The sequence below is a fragment of the Dickeya sp. Secpp 1600 genome, assembly GCF_003049805.1.
In the GTDB taxonomy this organism is placed as follows: domain Bacteria; phylum Pseudomonadota; class Gammaproteobacteria; order Enterobacterales; family Enterobacteriaceae; genus Dickeya; species Dickeya fangzhongdai.
In genome coordinates this window covers 5,019,238-5,037,587 of sequence record NZ_CP023484.1, presented here as the reverse complement: position 1 = coordinate 5,037,587, position 18,350 = coordinate 5,019,238, and the positions used below count along the sequence as shown (strand labels likewise).

Here is an 18,350-nt window from a genome sequence, read left to right as displayed (position 1 = left end):
ATACGCCACCTCGCGACAGCAGGCTGTAAGCCGGTCGCACTGCTCTTTAACAATCAATCAGACAATCTGTGTGGGCACTCGCAGGACGCTTCACTAAAATATTTGTGAAAAGTCTTGAAGAGTGACAACAGTTAATTCATACGAACTAACAGTAAATTCTTTGAGCACGTTTTCTTCGGAAAACACATCAAACTTTAAATTGAAGAGTTTGATCATGGCTCAGATTGAACGCTGGCGGCAGGCCTAACACATGCAAGTCGAGCGGCAGCGGGGGGAAGCTTGCTTCCCCGCCGGCGAGCGGCGGACGGGTGAGTAATGTCTGGGGATCTGCCTGATGGAGGGGGATAACTACTGGAAACGGTAGCTAATACCGCATAACGTCGCAAGACCAAAGTGGGGGACCTTCGGGCCTCACGCCATCGGATGAACCCAGATGGGATTAGCTAGTAGGTGGGGTAACGGCTCACCTAGGCGACGATCCCTAGCTGGTCTGAGAGGATGACCAGCCACACTGGAACTGAGACACGGTCCAGACTCCTACGGGAGGCAGCAGTGGGGAATATTGCACAATGGGGGAAACCCTGATGCAGCCATGCCGCGTGTGTGAAGAAGGCCTTCGGGTTGTAAAGCACTTTCAGCGGGGAGGAAGGCGACAAGGTTAATAACCTTGTCGATTGACGTTACCCGCAGAAGAAGCACCGGCTAACTCCGTGCCAGCAGCCGCGGTAATACGGAGGGTGCAAGCGTTAATCGGAATGACTGGGCGTAAAGCGCACGCAGGCGGTCTGTTAAGTTGGATGTGAAATCCCCGGGCTTAACCTGGGAACTGCATTCAAAACTGACAGGCTAGAGTCTCGTAGAGGGGGGTAGAATTCCAGGTGTAGCGGTGAAATGCGTAGAGATCTGGAGGAATACCGGTGGCGAAGGCGGCCCCCTGGACGAAGACTGACGCTCAGGTGCGAAAGCGTGGGGAGCAAACAGGATTAGATACCCTGGTAGTCCACGCTGTAAACGATGTCGATTTGGAGGTTGTGCCCTTGAGGCGTGGCTTCCGGAGCTAACGCGTTAAATCGACCGCCTGGGGAGTACGGCCGCAAGGTTAAAACTCAAATGAATTGACGGGGGCCCGCACAAGCGGTGGAGCATGTGGTTTAATTCGATGCAACGCGAAGAACCTTACCTACTCTTGACATCCAGCGAAGACTGCAGAGATGCGGTCGTGCCTTCGGGAACGCTGAGACAGGTGCTGCATGGCTGTCGTCAGCTCGTGTTGTGAAATGTTGGGTTAAGTCCCGCAACGAGCGCAACCCTTATCCTCTGTTGCCAGCACTACGGGTGGGAACTCAGGGGAGACTGCCGGTGATAAACCGGAGGAAGGTGGGGATGACGTCAAGTCATCATGGCCCTTACGAGTAGGGCTACACACGTGCTACAATGGCGTATACAAAGAGAAGCGACCTCGCGAGAGCAAGCGGACCTCATAAAGTACGTCGTAGTCCGGATTGGAGTCTGCAACTCGACTCCATGAAGTCGGAATCGCTAGTAATCGTAGATCAGAATGCTACGGTGAATACGTTCCCGGGCCTTGTACACACCGCCCGTCACACCATGGGAGTGGGTTGCAAAAGAAGTAGGTAGCTTAACCTTCGGGAGGGCGCTTACCACTTTGTGATTCATGACTGGGGTGAAGTCGTAACAAGGTAACCGTAGGGGAACCTGCGGTTGGATCACCTCCTTACCGAGCTGAAGTGCCTGCGTGGTGTCCACACAGATTGTCTGATGATAAGAAAGAGTCAAAAGCGTCTTGCGAAGCTGACAAGTGATGTCCCCTTCGTCTAGAGGCCCAGGACACCGCCCTTTCACGGCGGTAACAGGGGTTCGAATCCCCTAGGGGACGCCAATATGACTGACAGTGGGTGAAAGGCACGGTCAACGCTAACCTAAAACTGATTAGTGATAGTCAGGTTTATGTTATCTGCTCTTTAACAATCCGGAACAAGCTGAAAATTTGAAACGACGGCATATGAGTGTGAATTCATGTGTTGTTCGAGTCTCTCAATATACCCGCATCCCGAGACACTTTCGGGTTGTGAGGTTAAGCGACTAAGCGTACACGGTGGATGCCTAGGCAGTCAGAGGCGATGAAGGGCGTGCTAATCTGCGAAAAGCGTCGGCAAGGTGATATGAACCGTTATACCCGACGATACCCGAATGGGGAAACCCAGTGTGACTCGTCACACTATCATTAACTGAATCCATAGGTTAATGAGGCGAACCGGGGGAACTGAAACATCTCAGTACCCCGAGGAAAAGAAATCAACCGAGATTCCCCCAGTAGCGGCGAGCGAACGGGGAGCAGCCCAGAACCTGAATCGGCTTGTGTGTCAGTGGAAGCGTCTGGAAAGTCGCACGATACAGGGTGAAAGTCCCGTACACGAAGATGCACAGGCCGTGAGTTCGATGAGTAGGGCGGGACACGTGGTATCCTGTCTGAACATGGGGGGACCATCCTCCAAGGCTAAATACTCCTGACTGACCGATAGTGAACCAGTACCGTGAGGGAAAGGCGAAAAGAACCCCGGCGAGGGGAGTGAAATAGAACCTGAAACCGTGTACGTACAAGCAGTGGGAGCACCTTTTGGGTGTGACTGCGTACCTTTTGTATAATGGGTCAGCGACTTATATTCTGTAGCAAGGTTAACCGTATAGGGGAGCCGCAGGGAAACCGAGTCTTAACTGGGCGTTAAGTTGCAGGGTATAGACCCGAAACCCGGTGATCTAGCCATGGGCAGGTTGAAGGTTGGGTAACACTAACTGGAGGACCGAACCGACTAATGTTGAAAAATTAGCGGATGACTTGTGGCTGGGGGTGAAAGGCCAATCAAACCGGGAGATAGCTGGTTCTCCCCGAAAGCTATTTAGGTAGCGCCTCGTGAATTCATCTCCGGGGGTAGAGCACTGTTTCGGCTAGGGGGCCATCCCGGCTTACCAACCCGATGCAAACTGCGAATACCGGAGAATGTTATCACGGGAGACACACGGCGGGTGCTAACGTCCGTCGTGAAGAGGGAAACAACCCAGACCGCCAGCTAAGGTCCCAAAGTCATGGTTAAGTGGGAAACGATGTGGGAAGGCCCAGACAGCCAGGATGTTGGCTTAGAAGCAGCCATCATTTAAAGAAAGCGTAATAGCTCACTGGTCGAGTCGGCCTGCGCGGAAGATGTAACGGGGCTAAAACCATGCACCGAAGCTGCGGCAGCGACGCTTAGGCGTTGTTGGGTAGGGGAGCGTTCTGTAAGCCGTTGAAGGTGGACTGTGAGGTCTGCTGGAGGTATCAGAAGTGCGAATGCTGACATAAGTAACGATAATGCGGGTGAAAAACCCGCACGCCGGAAGACCAAGGGTTCCTGTCCAACGTTAATCGGGGCAGGGTGAGTCGACCCCTAAGGCGAGGCTGAAAAGCGTAGTCGATGGGAAACAGGTTAATATTCCTGTACTTGGTGTTACTGCGAAGGGGGGACGGAGAAGGCTATGTCATCCGGGCGACGGTTGTCCCGGTTTAAGCGTGCAGGTGGGTGGACCAGGCAAATCCGGTCTGCCGTAACACTGAGGCGTGATGACGAGGTACTACGGTACTGAAGTGACAGATGCCCTGCTTCCAGGAAAAGCCTCTAAGCATCAGGTAACATTGAATCGTACCCCAAACCGACACAGGTGGTCAGGTAGAGAATACTCAGGCGCTTGAGAGAACTCGGGTGAAGGAACTAGGCAAAATGGTGCCGTAACTTCGGGAGAAGGCACGCTGGGCATGGTGAAGTCCCTTGCGGATGGAGCTGAGCCCAGTCGCAGATACCAGCTGGCTGCAACTGTTTAATAAAAACACAGCACTGTGCAAACACGAAAGTGGACGTATACGGTGTGACGCCTGCCCGGTGCCGGAAGGTTAATTGATGGGGTTATCCGTAAGGAGAAGCTCTTGATCGAAGCCCCGGTAAACGGCGGCCGTAACTATAACGGTCCTAAGGTAGCGAAATTCCTTGTCGGGTAAGTTCCGACCTGCACGAATGGCGTAATGATGGCCAGGCTGTCTCCACCCGAGACTCAGTGAAATTGAACTCGCTGTGAAGATGCAGTGTACCCGCGGCAAGACGGAAAGACCCCGTGAACCTTTACTATAGCTTGACACTGAACCTTGAGCCTTGATGTGTAGGATAGGTGGGAGGCTTTGAAGTGTGGACGCCAGTCTGCATGGAGCCAACCTTGAAATACCACCCTTTAATGTTTGATGTTCTAACGTGGACCCGTGAACCGGGTTGCGGACAGTGTCTGGTGGGTAGTTTGACTGGGGCGGTCTCCTCCCAAAGAGTAACGGAGGAGCACGAAGGTTAGCTAATCCTGGTCGGACATCAGGAGGTTAGTGCAAAGGCATAAGCTAGCTTGACTGCGAGAGTGACGGCTCGAGCAGGTGCGAAAGCAGGTCTTAGTGATCCGGTGGTTCTGAATGGAAGGGCCATCGCTCAACGGATAAAAGGTACTCCGGGGATAACAGGCTGATACCGCCCAAGAGTTCATATCGACGGCGGTGTTTGGCACCTCGATGTCGGCTCATCACATCCTGGGGCTGAAGTAGGTCCCAAGGGTATGGCTGTTCGCCATTTAAAGTGGTACGCGAGCTGGGTTTAGAACGTCGTGAGACAGTTCGGTCCCTATCTGCCGTGGGCGCTGGAAGATTGAGGGGGGTTGCTCCTAGTACGAGAGGACCGGAGTGAACGCACCACTGGTGTTCGGGTTGTGATGCCAATTGCATTGCCCGGTAGCTAAGTGCGGAAGAGATAACCGCTGAAAGCATCTAAGCGGGAAACTTGCCCCGAGATGAGTCTTCCCTGGGAACTTGATTCCCCTGAAGGGACGTTCGAGACGAGGACGTTGATAGGCTGGGTGTGTAAGCGTAGCGATACGTTGAGCTAACCAGTACTAATGACCCGGGAGGCTTAACCTTACAACACCGAAGGTGTTTTGGTGAGAGAGACGAGAAAGAATTTGGCTTGTTCGACGGATGGATTCTGATGGTTGTGCGGCGCGGTAGCGTGGGCATGACGGTTGGAATGAAAAGAATTTGCCTGGCGGCGAGAGCGCGGTGGTCCCACCTGACCCCATGCCGAACTCAGAAGTGAAACGCCGTAGCGCCGATGGTAGTGTGGGGTCTCCCCATGCGAGAGTAGGGAACTGCCAGGCATCACATAAGGAACCCCGGTTATGCCGGGGGTTTTTTGCTTTGGGGGGTGCGGTGGCAGAACCGAGTGCCAGGGCGGAGATGACCGGCGGCCCGGTCTCCCGGCGTTACGCGATGCTTCCTCGGTGTACCCTGTCCCTTTTTGTGCCTGCCGGCGGATAAAATACTTCCTCAACACGTACTCAGTCTCCGGTTGTCCCGATTCGCCTTCGCAGCCAGTCACGGATAAACGCGGCGATCTGTACCGGCTGGTTGAGATCCAGACACGGCAGGGCAAGCGTTAATGCGGAATCACTGGCCACGGCCAGCGTGTCGGCATCGATCAGCGTGGCGATATCACGCCCAGATTCGTGACGGTAAAGCAGGATCTTATCGATCGGTTCGTGTTTGAAGCCTTCTACCAGAATCAAATCCAGCTTTGAGCTGTCCATTCTGCTGGCCAGGAAGTGCAGATTGGGTTCCTGCTGCTCCGGTGTTTCAGTCATCAATGCCCAGCGAGTATTGCTGGCAACCAGCGTCTGGTCAGCACCGGCCTTGCGCAGTTCATAGCTGTCCTTACCCGGTTTATCGACGTCCATATCGTGGTGCGTGTGTTTGATGATACCCACCCGAATCTTCATCGCATTCAGCAATGGAATGAGCTGCTTTAGTAAGGTGGTTTTGCCTGTACCACTGTGAGCAGCAATAGCCAGAAGCGGTATATCAGTCATGGAGCGGCTCCTGCCAGCGAGCCAGATCCTCTGGCGTATTGAGATTACGAAATGATAACGGTTGATCCGCAAAAGAGACGGCTTCTGCCTCTATCTGCTGCAGAAAAAGCATCAATTTTCGATCGCCGTTACTCAGATAAGCCTTCAGTTTATCGACCTGCGAAGTGTGGATCGCCAATAATGTCGGATGCTCGCGAGACCCATCCGTGGCATAAGCGGCAAGGTGATGATTACTGAACCGCAGCAACCGGGAAACCAGGTCAAGAGGCAACGCGGGAACATCGCAGGGAACAAACACGACCCAGTCTGTTTTGGCGATGCTTAACCCGGTGAAAATACCAGCCAGCGGACCAGAAAAGTTACGGTTAATATCACCGATCACCGGATAACCGCTTTGCTGATAACGCTCCTGATGACGATTGGCGTTGATAAGCAGGGTATCGACCTGCGGCTTCAGACGCTCAAGAACGTGCTGATAGAGCGGCTTGCCCTCCAGTTCAATTAACCCCTTATCGTTTCCTCCCATGCGGGATGACTGGCCGCCAGCCAGAATCACACCTGTTATCATCGTATTGGCATCCATAATGATTTGATGCGTTATTGTCGGAAAAGTATGGCGCAAGGCCAAGCCCTTTCCCCATACTAGATAAACAGTCATTAATATTTGAGGTAGTGATAATGAAATGCCATCGTGTAAATGAATTGATTGAGCTGCTGCATCCGGCCTGGCAAAAAGAGCCGGATTTGAATTTGGTGCAATTTTTACAAAAACTTGCACAGGAAGCCGGGTTCGAGGGGGCGCTTAGTGATTTGACTGATGATATCCTTATTTATCATTTAAAATTGCGTGACGCAGATAGCGCACAGCCGATTCCTGGCTTGCAGAAAGATTATGAAGAAGATTTCAAAACCGCATTACTGCGTGCCCGTGGCGTTATCAAGGATTAGCGGCTTCACTCATAGCCCGATGCGATGGAGCTGTGCCCGTCATGCATGATTCCGTATTCAATTTTCATACTCTGTCGCCGGATGTCATCATGGATGCACTCTGGTCTGTGGATATCCGTGTCGATTCCGGCCTGACAGCGCTTAATAGTTATGAAAATCGGGTTTATCAGTTTAGTGATGAAGACCGTAAACGTTATGTGGTGAAGTTTTATCGACCACAGCGCTGGAATGCTGCTCAGATTAGCGAAGAGCATCATTTTGCGGCCGAGTTGTTCGCTGATGAAGTGCCGGTGGTGGCGCCGCTGGCCTTACAGGGCAACACGTTGCATGAGCATGATGGTTTCTGGTTTGCCGTGTTTCCAAGCGTTGGCGGGCGTCAGTATGAAATGGACAATGACGACCAACTGGAAGAGGTTGGGCGTTATTTGGGTAGAATTCATCAGACCGGTAGCCGAAATCTGTTTTCAACTCGCCCTACTGTCGGGTTGCAGGAATACCTTGATGACCCGCTGGTCACGTTAACTGACAGTCCCCTGATTTCTGACGTGCAAAAAGCGTCGTTTCTAACGGCGACAGCCCGGCTGATTGATGAAGTGAAACTGCGCTGGAATACGAACTGGCAAGCCAGGCGCCTGCACGGCGACTGTCACCCCGGTAATATTCTCTGGCGTGACGGCCCATTGTTTGTCGATCTGGACGATGCGCGTAATGGCCCAGCAGTGCAGGATCTCTGGATGCTGTTGCATGGAGATCGTCAGGAGCAGCGCATCCAGCTGGATATTTTGCTGGATGCCTACAGTGAGTTCGCCTCTTTTGATGAAGCGGAACTGGCATTGATTGAACCGCTACGCGCCATGCGTATGGTTCACTATCTGGCCTGGGTAGCCCGCCGTTGGCATGACCCTGCTTTTCCTCGTAGTTTTCCATGGATGCAGGAAGCTGATTTCTGGGCAAAGCAGGCCACTATTTTTACTGAACAGGTAAGGCTGTTGCAGGAACCACCGCTGCAGCTGACACCGATGTACTGACACTTATGGAGATAACGTTGATATGAAGAAAATATGGCTTGCGCTGGCTGGCATGGTGTTGGCGTTCAGTGCGTCAGCAGCTGATTTTTCCGATGGCAAACAGTATGCCACGCTGGATAAACCGGTTCCTCAATCCCCTCAGGTGCTGGAATTCTTTTCATTCTATTGCCCGCATTGTTACCAGTTCGCTCAGGTTTACCACATTCCTGACGCCATTCAGAAAGCGCTGCCGGCCGATGCCAAGTTAACCAAATATCATGTCGATTTCCTGGGGCCGTTGGGCAAAGATCTGACCCAGGCCTGGGCGGTGGCGATCGCTCTGGGTGTGGAAGATAAAGTCAGCCCGTTGATGTTTGATGCTGTTCAGAAGACCCAGACCGTGAAACAACCGCAAGACATTCGTCAGGTCTTTGTGGCTGCGGGCGTAAAAGCTGAAGATTATGACAGCGCCCTGAATAGCTTTGTGGTGAAGTCGCTGGTTGCGCAGCAGGAGAAAGCTGCTGCCGATCTGCAGCTGCGGGGTGTTCCGGCCGTGTTCGTGAACGGCAAGTACATGATAAAAAGCGATGGGCTTGATACCAGCTCTATGGACAACTACGTCAAACAATATGCTGATGTAGTGAAATTCCTGCTCTCTCAGAAATAAGCTTTCTGCTTTTTCTATGCGCCACACGCCTTACCGCGTGTGGCGTTTGTTTTTGTTGCGGCGCTAATGGTAATGTCTGGACAATTCTGCTTACCGGCAAACATTTTGATTTCATATATATCCACATCAATAACAACGCCTTGATATAACTGCAATGTCAATGTTTTTCTTCTAACGCAATGATTAACAATGAATTACATATACATTCCACTTCTATCGGTATCTCTGTTAATTATCTTTCAATTTCTATGCACAAAGTTATCCACAGGTTTTTTGCGAGGCATTGTGCAAAAAGCGTAATGAGCGAGCGTTAATATTCGTCTCTGACTGCCAGCTATGGCATCCTTAACTTCATGTCAGAAAACAACGATCGCGAAATATCATGGTTCAAATAGCAGATAATCCCCTCATTCTGGTTGACGGTTCATCGTACCTTTACCGCGCCTATCATGCCTTCCCCCCACTGACCAACGGTGCCGGCGAACCGACCGGCGCGATGTATGGTGTGCTCAACATGTTGCGCAGTTTGCTGCAGCAATACCATCCCAGTCATGTCGCGGTGGTGTTTGACGCGAAGGGTAAGACGTTTCGTGATGATTTGTTTGAGCACTACAAATCTCATCGGCCGCCGATGCCGGATGATCTGCGCGCTCAGATTGAACCGTTGCACCGCATGGTAAAAGCGATGGGATTGCCGTTGCTCTCCATTTCCGGCGTAGAAGCGGATGATGTGATTGGAACGTTGGCGCAGCAGGCGGAACGTGCGGGTAAACCTGTTCTGATCAGCACCGGCGATAAGGATATGGCGCAGTTGGTGACGCCGAATATCACGCTGATCAACACCATGAACAACACTATTTTGGGGCCGGATGAGGTATGCGCCAAATACGGTATTCCGCCGTCGCTGATCATTGATTTTCTGGCTCTGATGGGGGATTCCTCCGACAATATTCCTGGTGTGCCGGGCGTGGGTGAAAAAACCGCACAGGCATTACTGCAGGGGCTGGGGGGGCTGGATACCCTGTATGCCGATCTGGATAAAATTGCCGGCCTGACCTTCAGGGGCGCCAAAACCATGGCTGCCAAGCTGGAACAGAATAAAGAGGTGGCTTACCTTTCCTACCAGTTGGCTACGATCAAAACGGATGTTGAACTGGAGCAGGGGTGTGAACAACTGACGGTGAATGAGCCGGATGTGGCGGAACTGCGCGAACTGTTCACCCGTTATGAGTTCAAACGCTGGCTGGTGGATGTGGAAGCCGGGCAGTGGTTGCAAGGCGGCAACAAAAAGAATCCACCGGCCGTGCCATTCGTCAAGGCGACGGTGGAGGACGAACCGAAAGAAGCGGCCAGCGTGCTGTCTCAGGACGGTTATGTCACCATTCTGGATGAACAGACATTTCAGGACTGGATTACACGAATCAAAGCCGCTGGTCTGTTCTCATTCGATACTGAAACCGATGGTCTTGATACCCTTACAGCTAATCTGGTTGGGATTTCACTGGCGATCAAGCCGGGTGAGGCGGCTTACCTGCCATTAGGTCATGATGATTTGAATGGTGAGTACGCAAAAGAAGCCCCCCCGAGCGGAATTGCACAGAGGGTATACTCCTGCAACGTCTATAACAGTACTGTATCGCCAGCGATGAGTGCACCGAGTACGCAGACGGAGGAGACACTTCCGAACGGAATTGCACAGAGAATATACTCCTGCAACGTTTACAACAGTACTGTATCGCCTGCGATGAGCGCACCGAACACATGCGCTGAAAATGTACCTGAACAACTGGACCTCGATTGGGTGCTGGCGCAACTGAAACCGCTGCTGGAAGATGACAGCATTCGCAAGATTGGGCAAAACCTGAAATTCGATAAAGGCGTGATGGCTCGTTACGGCATCGATCTGCGCGGCATTGCTTTCGATACCATGCTGGAGTCCTATGTGATTGACAGTGTGGCTGGTCGCCATGACATGGACAGCCTGTCGGAGCGTTATTTGCAGCATAAGACCATTACGTTCGAAGAGATTGCCGGTAAGGGCAAAAAACAGCTGACGTTCAATCAGATTCCACTGGAGCAGGCATCTGTCTACGCGGCTGAAGATGCCGATGTGACGCTGCGTTTGCATGAGACGTTATGGGCGAAACTGGAGCCGCAGCAGGAACTGCGCAAGGTGTTCCTGAATATCGATATGCCGCTGGTGCCGGTGTTGTCGCGCATGGAGCGCACTGGGGTGCTGATCGATACCGCTATTCTGGCGGAGCATTCGCGGGAGCTGACACAACGTCTGGCGGAGTTGGAAGTGCAGGCGCATGAACTGGCGGGGGAAGCCTTCAATTTGTCTTCCACCAAACAGTTAGGGACCATTCTGTACGAAAAACAGCAGTTGCCGGTTATCAAGAAAACCCCGAAGGGCGCGCCTTCCACCAATGAAGAAGTGCTGGCCGAACTGGCGCTGAATTATCCGCTGCCGAAGTTGATTCTGGAGTATCGCGGACTGGCGAAACTGAAATCCACTTACACGGATAAATTGCCGCAGATGATCAATCCGCTGACCAAGCGGGTGCACACCTCTTACCATCAGGCGGTAACGGCAACCGGGCGTCTTTCCTCCAGCGACCCCAATCTGCAGAACATTCCGGTGCGTAATGAAGAAGGGCGGCGTATCCGTCAGGCGTTTATTGCACAAGAGGGATACTGCATTCTGGCGGCGGACTACTCGCAGATTGAATTACGCATCATGGCGCATCTGTCACGGGACGCCGGATTGTTGAGGGCGTTTTCTCAAGGTCTGGATATTCACCGCGCCACGGCTGCCGAAGTATTCGGTCTGCCGCTCGACAGAGTGACCACTGAACAGCGCCGTAGCGCCAAAGCCATCAACTTTGGTTTGATTTACGGCATGAGCGCATTTGGTTTGTCCCGCCAGTTGGCTATTCCGCGTAACGAAGCTCAAAAATATATGAACCTCTATTTTGAGCGTTACCCGGGCGTGCAGGAGTACATGGAGCGCACTCGCCAGCAGGCGGCGGATCAAGGATATGTCTCCACGCTGGATGGCCGTCGTCTCTATTTGCCGGATATTCATTCCCGCAACGCCAATAGCCGCAAGGCGGCGGAGCGGGCGGCTATTAACGCGCCGATGCAGGGCACAGCGGCGGATATCATCAAGAAAGCGATGATCGCCATTGATGCCTGGCTGCAACAGGAAAAACCGTTGGTGACGATGCTGATGCAGGTACACGATGAACTGGTGTTTGAAGTGCACCACTCCGTATTGGACGAAGCCAGCGCGAAAATACGCAATCTGATGGAAGGCTGCATGCAGCTGGACGTGCCTTTACAGGTGGATATCGGCACCGGCAGCAACTGGGATCAGGCCCATTAAGCTGTCTGGCGAAAGAAGCGGGTCTGAATGATTCTGGGTGTTATGCGGATTTTTGCCATGAATGCCATAAGAAATATCGCCTTTCTTTTTTCTGTTGGTTTTTTCAGCTGAATCCTAAGCAATCCTGTAATTAAACTACAGGATTGTGTGACCCGGTTTGAGTTTGTTTAATTCATCACCGATTTTTATGAAATTAAACAACAAAAAAACCTTTTTTCCAGAAAGGAAATGGGGTAGAGTTAAACGCGTAGGGTACAGAGGTAAGATGTTCTATCTTTCAGACCTTTTACTTCACGTAATCGGATTTGGCTGAATGTTAGCCGCCCCGGTCAGGTTTCTGACCGGGGCGTTTTTTATTGTCTGAATGGCGGATGAGCCGGATAACAAAAACCTATGTTACCGGCGGAACACTCAGCCGGTAGTCATCGGGATAGCGATTCTGTTGGGAAGGATTGGTCGGTGTATTACTGGTCGGATTCTGGCTGAGATTGCAACTCTGCTGATGGTAACGTACTAAACCAGCTATCTAATTTCTGACGTAATTTATCTACACCGGTTTTTTTCAGCGAAGAAAACGCTTCAACCTGAATATCCCCCATGAACGGCAACACTGCTTCCCGCACCATGTTCAACTGGGATTTGCGGGCACCCTGAGCCAGCTTGTCGGCTTTGGTCAGCAGTACCAGTACCGGTAAGCCGACATTAACGGCCCACTCCAGCATCTGCTGGTCCAGGTCCTTAAGCGGGTGACGGATATCCATCAGTACCACCAGCCCTTTCAGGCAGTTACGTTTTTGCAGGTATTCGCCAAGCGCACGCTGCCATTTGCGTTTCATCTCTTCCGGCACTTCGGCGTAACCATAACCAGGCAAGTCGACCAGACGCACGCCATCGGCTACTTCAAACAGGTTGATAAGCTGGGTCCGACCCGGTGTCTTACTGGTGCGGGCCAGACTTTTCTGGTTGGTCAGCGTATTGAGCGCGCTGGATTTGCCCGCGTTAGAGCGGCCGGCAAAAGCGACTTCAATACCGCTATCGGCAGGAAGATGACGAATGTCCGGCGCGCTGGTGACGAAATGGGTCACATGGTAGTTGTATTGTTGGGTCACAGTTTGCGTCTCTGTCTGGATCACGGTTTTATGTGGCTGATTATACCTGCAACCGATAAGAAAGGCGGCGTTTATCTGTTTTTGTCGCGGTGTTACCGTCTTAACAGACTGAAAAAAATAAAACCAGCACACAGCTCTTGGAGCACTTTTTTATTGGTATGCTTTCTGCTAGATTCCGCCGCAATTCTCCTTATATCCGCTCATCTGAACCCGAGATTGACGCTATGAAACAACCATCAAAAGGGGCGGGACGCAAAGCTCCCGCACCGAAGATCAAAAGAAAAAGCCGTGAGCAGTTGGATCTGGAAGCTCGCGAACGCAAACGTCAGAAAAAGCACCGTGGTCATGTTGCGGGAAGCCGTACCCAGCCGTCCGGCGACCGCCAGCAAAACTCCGCTTCCGACAAGCTGAAAGACCCGCGCATTGGCAGCAAAAAACCGGTGTCGTTGCTGCCGGAAGGTGCGGTCGTAGCGGTGAAAGCGCCGGTGGCGGCGAAAGAGAAACCCGCTCGCCTGTCGCCGCAGGAAGAGCTGGAAATGCTGGAAAATGATCCGCGCCTTGATGAATTGCTGGACAGACTGGAGAAAGGCGAAACGCTGCCGGCCAAAGAACAGTCCTGGCTGGATGAGACGTTGGATCGTATCGATATTCTGATGGAGCAATTGGGCATCAGTCTGGACGATGACGAGGAAGACGAAGAGCAGGAAGAGGATATGCTGCAACTGCTCCGTCGCAATAATCCGAAAGACGGCTATTGATGCTGAAAGCGCTGTTTCTGCTCATAACCTTACTGGTTCTGTGTTTTTTGGGCGGTCTGTTGGTTAAACTGTGGTGCCTGTCGAAACGGAAAGACAGATTACAGCGTGCCGTATTGTCGGGGCAGCGTCGGCTGCCCCCGCGCCGTGCGGCGAGGACCGGTTACCGGAAGGAGTGAGCAGCATGCCCGAACAAACCATAGACTGGGATTTATCCCTGATCCAGAAATACAATTATTCGGGACCGCGCTACACCTCCTATCCTACCGCACTGGAATTCAGCGACAGTTACAACAACGCCGCGTTTGTTCAGGCGGTAGCTCGTTACCCTAACCGGCCGCTGTCGCTGTACCTGCATATCCCGTTCTGCCACCGTTTGTGCTACTTCTGCGGCTGCAATAAGCTGGTGACTCGTCAGTTGCACAAGGCGGATGAGTATCTTGACCGGCTGGCGCTGGAAATCCGTCAGCGCGCGCCCTTGTTTGCCGGCCGCGTTGTCACTCAGATGCATTGGGGCGGCGGAACACCGACCTTTCTGAACAAAACACAGATTAGCCGCCTGATGGGGCTGCTGCGCCAGCATTTCCGCTTTGCCGAACAGGCCGAGATGTCGCTGGAAGTGGACCCGCGGGAAATCGAACTGGATGTGCTCGATCATTTGCGCGCCGAAGGGTTCAATCGCCTCAGTATGGGGGTGCAGGACTTCAATAAAGAGGTGCAGCGCCTGGTCAATCGCGAGCAGGATGAAGCCTTTATTTTTGCGCTGATCGAGCGGGCCAAAGCGCTGGGGTTCGCCTCCACCAACATCGACCTGATCTACGGTTTGCCAAAACAGACGCCGGACAGCTTTGCCTTTACCCTGCAGCGGGTGGCGGAGCTGCGGCCGGACCGCCTTAGCGTATTCAACTATGCGCATTTACCCAGTCTGTTTGCCGCCCAGCGCAAGATCAAAGAGGCCGATCTGCCGGATGCGGAGCAAAAACTGGCGATCTTGCAGCAGACCATTCAAAGCCTGACTGCGGCGGGCTATCAGTTCATCGGGATGGATCATTTCGCCCGGCCGGATGACGAGCTGGCGGTGGCGCAACGCGAAGGAAAACTGCATCGCAATTTCCAGGGGTACACCACCCAGGGCGATACCGATTTATTGGGGCTGGGGGTATCCGCCATCAGCATGATTGGCGACAGCTACGCCCAGAACCAGAAAGAACTGAAGCTGTACTACGCTGACGTCGAACAGCATGGTCACGCATTGTGGCGCGGTTTAGCCCTGACCCGTGATGATTGTCTGCGCCGTGACGTAATCAAGGCGCTGATTTGTCATTTTCAACTGGAGTTCACCGCGATTGAGCGGGCGTATGATCTGTCGTTTGGCGAATATTTCCGCGAGGACCTGGCGTTGCTGGCGCCGATGGCGCAGGACGGGCTGGTGGATATTCTGCCGGATCGTATTCAGGTGACGCCCAAAGGGCGTCTGTTGATTCGCAATATCTGCATGTGTTTTGACGTGTATCTGCGCAGCAAGATGCGTGAACGTCAGTTCTCTCGGGTTATCTGAGCCGATCTGGAATGATAAAAGAAAACAGCCAGTCGATATGACTGGCTGTTTTCCTGTTTCTTGTCAGCAATAATTTAGCTGAAGAAATTGATCAGTGCCGCGCACAACACGGCTGCAATCGCAGTTTGCGATGAGTGACCCACCGCACTGCTGATTTCAGCGCCGTGCGTCACGGCAGAAAAAATGGATTCCAGCATGGTTACCCTCTCCAGTCAGCGACACGATCATACTGCTGGCGCGGCGCAAGTAAAGTACAAAATATACTCGTTATTCTTCAAGTTGCAGGTGCGTTGGCTTTCTTACCCGGCCCATTGATGGGCCTTATTCCTGCGGGGCCGCAGCGCGCTGTGTTCAGCGCGTGAGCGTGTTGAATTATTTTGGGTATAGTGGCGAATTTGTACGTCATATTGTACTTTTTATCGCCACTATCAGGCGATGACCGGCGACGGATAAAACGGCAAATCGCCGTTACTCCATGCCCAGTTCCTTGAGTTTGCGCGTCAGGGTATTTCTCCCCCAGCCGAGCAGCCTTGCCGCTTCCTGTTTGTGCCCCTGCGTGTGGCGCAATGCCGTTGTCAGCAGCGTGCGTTCCATTTCCGGTTGCGCCTCGGCCAGCAGGTTTTGATGACCGGAACGCAGCGCCCGATCGGCCCATTGCGCCAGCAGCGTAGCCCAGCTGTCGGGCATGACATGCACGGTGGCGTCCGGCGCGGTGGTTTCAAACAGTTCCGGCGGCAGATCCTGAATCAGAACTTCCTGTCCGGCGGCCATTACGGTCAGCCAGCGGCAGGTATTTTCCAACTGACGCACGTTGCCCGGCCAGGGCAGACGGGTGAGCGCCGCTTCGGTTTCCGGATGCAGATTTTTCGGCTCCACACCCAGCTCCCTGGCGGTCGCCTGCAGGAAGTAGCGCGCCAGACGCGGAATATCTTCCCGGCGCTCGCGCAGCGGCGGCAAATGGACGCGAATTACGTTCAGACGGTGGAACAGGTCTTCGCGGAATTTGCCTTCCTGAACCCGTAATTCCAGATTCTGATGGGTGGCGGCGATGATACGCACGTCCACCTTCACTGCCGCATAGCCGCCGACGCGATAGAACTGACCATCGGCCAGCACGCGCAGCAGGCGGGTTTGCACATCCAGCGGCATATCGCCGATTTCATCGAGAAACAGCGTGCCGCCGTCAGCCTGTTCGAAACGGCCTTGCCGAATCTGATTGGCGCCGGTAAATGCGCCTTTCTCATGGCCGAACAATTCCGATTCGATCAGATCCTTGGGAATGGCCGCCATGTTCAGCGCGATAAACGGCGCTTTGGCGCGTGGGCTATGGCGGTGTAGCGCATGGGCGACCAGTTCTTTACCTGTGCCGGATTCGCCATTGATCAGCACGCTGATCGACGAACGGGAAAGCCGGCCGATAATCCTGAACACGTCCTGCATGGCCGGCGCTTCGCCGATGATGTCGGTGGTCGGCCCGCTAATCGGCTGACTGCGCACCGGTTGTTGCTGTTCCATGTAATGGCTGATGGCGCGCTCAACCAGCGCCACCGCTTCGTCGATATCAAACGGCTTGGGCAGATAATCGAACGCCCCTTGTTGATAGGCGCTGACCGCTGCGTCCAAATCGGAATGGGCAGTCATGATGATGACCGGCAGCATCGGGTGGCGCTGTTTAATCTGTTGCAGCAACGCCAATCCGTCCATGCCGGGCATGCGGATATCCGACAGCAGTACATCCGGTGTTTGGGTGGTCAGCGCATTTAACGCCTGAGTGCCGTTGTCAAAGGTTGCGCAGGTTAAGCCCGCCCCGGTAAGCGCACGTTCAAGCACCCAACGGATGGAGCTATCGTCATCGACAATCCAGACTATCCCTCGTTGCATCGTGAACCTCACTGGCGAATGGGCAGATAAACCGAGAATTCGGTATGACCTGGCCAACTGTTAAATTCAATTTTTCCGGAATGTTGATCGATAAGGTTGCGGGCAATCGACAAGCCCAGCCCAGTGCCGCCTTCGCGGCCGCTCACCATGGGATAGAACAGCGTATCCTGCAGATGAGCAGGCACGCCGGGACCATCGTCTTCAATATCGATACGGGCGACCAGACGGTAACGCACGCCATGCAGCGTCAACTGAAACGCGGTGCGGGTGCGGATGGTGATGGTGCCGCCTTCTTCCCCCAGCGCCTGCATGGCATTGCGGGTAATGTTCAGCAGTACCTGTTCTATCTGGTCCGGGTCGTGCATCAGTTCCGGCAAGCTGGGGTCGTAGTCACGCACCAGCGTCACGTTGTCCGCTTTTTCCATCGATACCAACTGGAATACCCGTTCGGCCACCTGATGAATGCTTTGCGTGACGTGCAGGCCGGGCTGTTGCGGGCCAAGTAGACGGTCAACCAGATTACGCAGGCGATCGGCCTGTTCGATAATGACCTTGGTGTATTCCATCAGCGCCGGGTCCGGCAGCGCTTTGGACAGTAACTGCGCCGCGCCGCGCAAGCCGCCGAGCGGGTTCTTGATTTCATGCGCCAGACCGCGCACCAGATCGCGCGCCGCCTGTTGTTGGGCGTGTTGCAGTTGTTCCTGGCTGAGACGGCGCTGGTTGTCCATCGGCGCCATTTCCAGCAGGATAAAATCGTGCTGAATGCGCTGAGCCGTCAGCGACATGATATGCGCCCGGCCATCCACCACGATGGTGACTTCGTTATCGGTAAAGCCTTGCCCCGAGTCGAGACTTTCCCGCATCAGGTCGAGATTCAACGAAAAGTAACCGAGCAGCTCCGGCAGTGGCGTTCCAGACAGTTTGCGTGAGCTTTGGGCCAGAAGTTGTTGCGCCGCTGGGTTGGAGTAGTGAATAGCCAGATCTTTATCAAGCAATAAGATGCTGTTTATTAAAGAATTGAGGATCTGCCCAGCATCGGGCAGCGTGCCTGTTGCCATAACGCAGACTCCCGCACCATTTTAGTGCACACTATT

Annotated in this window: 12 protein-coding genes, 1 tRNA gene and 3 rRNA genes; 10 read left to right on the top strand and 6 right to left on the bottom strand. The window is 53.4% G+C overall.

The window, feature by feature from the left end; translation table 11 throughout:
- Positions 1-196: 196 nt before the first annotated feature.
- From CPA59_RS22445 to rrf, 4 genes are all read left to right on the top strand, one after another.
- Positions 197-1,738: ribosomal RNA gene (locus CPA59_RS22445) — 16S ribosomal RNA — on the top strand.
- Positions 1,739-1,824: 86 nt separating this feature from the next.
- Positions 1,825-1,900, top strand: a tRNA-Glu gene (locus CPA59_RS22440).
- Between the two features lie 193 nt (positions 1,901-2,093).
- Positions 2,094-4,999: ribosomal RNA gene (locus tag CPA59_RS22435) — 23S ribosomal RNA — on the top strand.
- Between the two features lie 120 nt (positions 5,000-5,119).
- Positions 5,120-5,235, top strand: a 5S ribosomal RNA gene (rrf, locus tag CPA59_RS22430).
- The 16S, 23S and 5S rRNA genes sit together here with 1 tRNA gene alongside, the layout of an rRNA operon.
- Positions 5,236-5,415: 180 nt before the next feature.
- Here rrf and mobB read toward each other — a convergent pair.
- Positions 5,416-5,943 carry a molybdopterin-guanine dinucleotide biosynthesis protein MobB gene (mobB, locus tag CPA59_RS22425; protein WP_038917338.1) on the bottom strand — a complete coding sequence of 176 codons (528 nt, stop codon included), beginning with the start codon at positions 5,941-5,943 and terminating at the stop codon, positions 5,416-5,418.
- On the bottom strand, positions 5,936-6,511 hold the full coding sequence (gene mobA, locus CPA59_RS22420) for a molybdenum cofactor guanylyltransferase MobA (RefSeq protein ID WP_038664134.1): 576 nt from the start codon (positions 6,509-6,511) through the stop codon (positions 5,936-5,938). The genes mobB and mobA overlap by 8 nt, the downstream gene beginning before the upstream one ends.
- A gap of 110 nt (positions 6,512-6,621) precedes the next feature.
- Here mobA and CPA59_RS22415 point away from each other — a divergent pair, with 110 nt between their 5' ends.
- The 4 genes from CPA59_RS22415 to polA all read left to right on the top strand — a co-directional run bounded on the left by CPA59_RS22415 (position 6,622) and on the right by polA (position 11,953).
- Entirely contained in the window at positions 6,622-6,891 is a 270-nt protein-coding gene (locus tag CPA59_RS22415) for a YihD family protein (protein ID WP_016942702.1), read from the top strand.
- A 41-nt stretch (positions 6,892-6,932) separates the two neighbouring features.
- Entirely contained in the window at positions 6,933-7,919 is a 987-nt protein-coding gene (locus CPA59_RS22410; protein WP_049854804.1) for a serine/threonine protein kinase, read from the top strand.
- 22 nt (positions 7,920-7,941) lie between these two features.
- A complete protein-coding gene (gene dsbA / locus CPA59_RS22405; RefSeq protein ID WP_038664140.1) occupies positions 7,942-8,565 on the top strand; it encodes a thiol:disulfide interchange protein DsbA in 624 nt (207 codons plus the stop codon).
- 382 nt (positions 8,566-8,947) lie between these two features.
- On the top strand, positions 8,948-11,953 hold the full coding sequence (polA, locus tag CPA59_RS22400; RefSeq protein ID WP_107760727.1) for a DNA polymerase I: 3,006 nt from the start codon (positions 8,948-8,950) through the stop codon (positions 11,951-11,953).
- A 464-nt stretch (positions 11,954-12,417) separates the two neighbouring features.
- Here polA and yihA read toward each other — a convergent pair whose 3' ends face one another.
- Complete coding sequence (yihA, locus tag CPA59_RS22395; RefSeq protein WP_038917342.1) at positions 12,418-13,062, bottom strand: ribosome biogenesis GTP-binding protein YihA/YsxC; 645 nt, start codon at positions 13,060-13,062, stop codon at positions 12,418-12,420.
- Between the two features lie 224 nt (positions 13,063-13,286).
- Between yihA and yihI the strand changes: the two genes are divergently transcribed.
- Positions 13,287-13,820 carry a Der GTPase-activating protein YihI gene (yihI, locus tag CPA59_RS22390; RefSeq protein WP_049854806.1) on the top strand — a complete coding sequence of 178 codons (534 nt, stop codon included), beginning with the start codon at positions 13,287-13,289 and terminating at the stop codon, positions 13,818-13,820.
- 181 nt (positions 13,821-14,001) lie between these two features.
- Positions 14,002-15,375: an oxygen-independent coproporphyrinogen III oxidase gene (gene hemN / locus CPA59_RS22385; RefSeq protein WP_107760726.1), complete on the top strand. Its 1,374-nt coding sequence runs from the start codon at positions 14,002-14,004 to the stop codon at positions 15,373-15,375.
- 74 nt (positions 15,376-15,449) lie between these two features.
- Here the strand turns inward: hemN and CPA59_RS22955 are convergent, their stop codons facing one another.
- The 3 genes from CPA59_RS22955 to glnL form a co-directional block, all read right to left on the bottom strand.
- Positions 15,450-15,572, bottom strand: a complete 123-nt coding sequence (locus CPA59_RS22955; protein WP_022635449.1) for a YshB family small membrane protein — start codon at positions 15,570-15,572, stop codon at positions 15,450-15,452.
- Positions 15,573-15,843: 271 nt separating this feature from the next.
- A complete protein-coding gene (gene glnG, locus CPA59_RS22380) occupies positions 15,844-17,256 on the bottom strand; it encodes a nitrogen regulation protein NR(I) (RefSeq protein WP_013315733.1) in 1,413 nt (470 codons plus the stop codon).
- Between the two features lie 8 nt (positions 17,257-17,264).
- On the bottom strand, positions 17,265-18,314 hold the full coding sequence (glnL, locus tag CPA59_RS22375) for a nitrogen regulation protein NR(II) (protein ID WP_033568900.1): 1,050 nt from the start codon (positions 18,312-18,314) through the stop codon (positions 17,265-17,267).
- Positions 18,315-18,350: the final 36 nt, after the last annotated feature.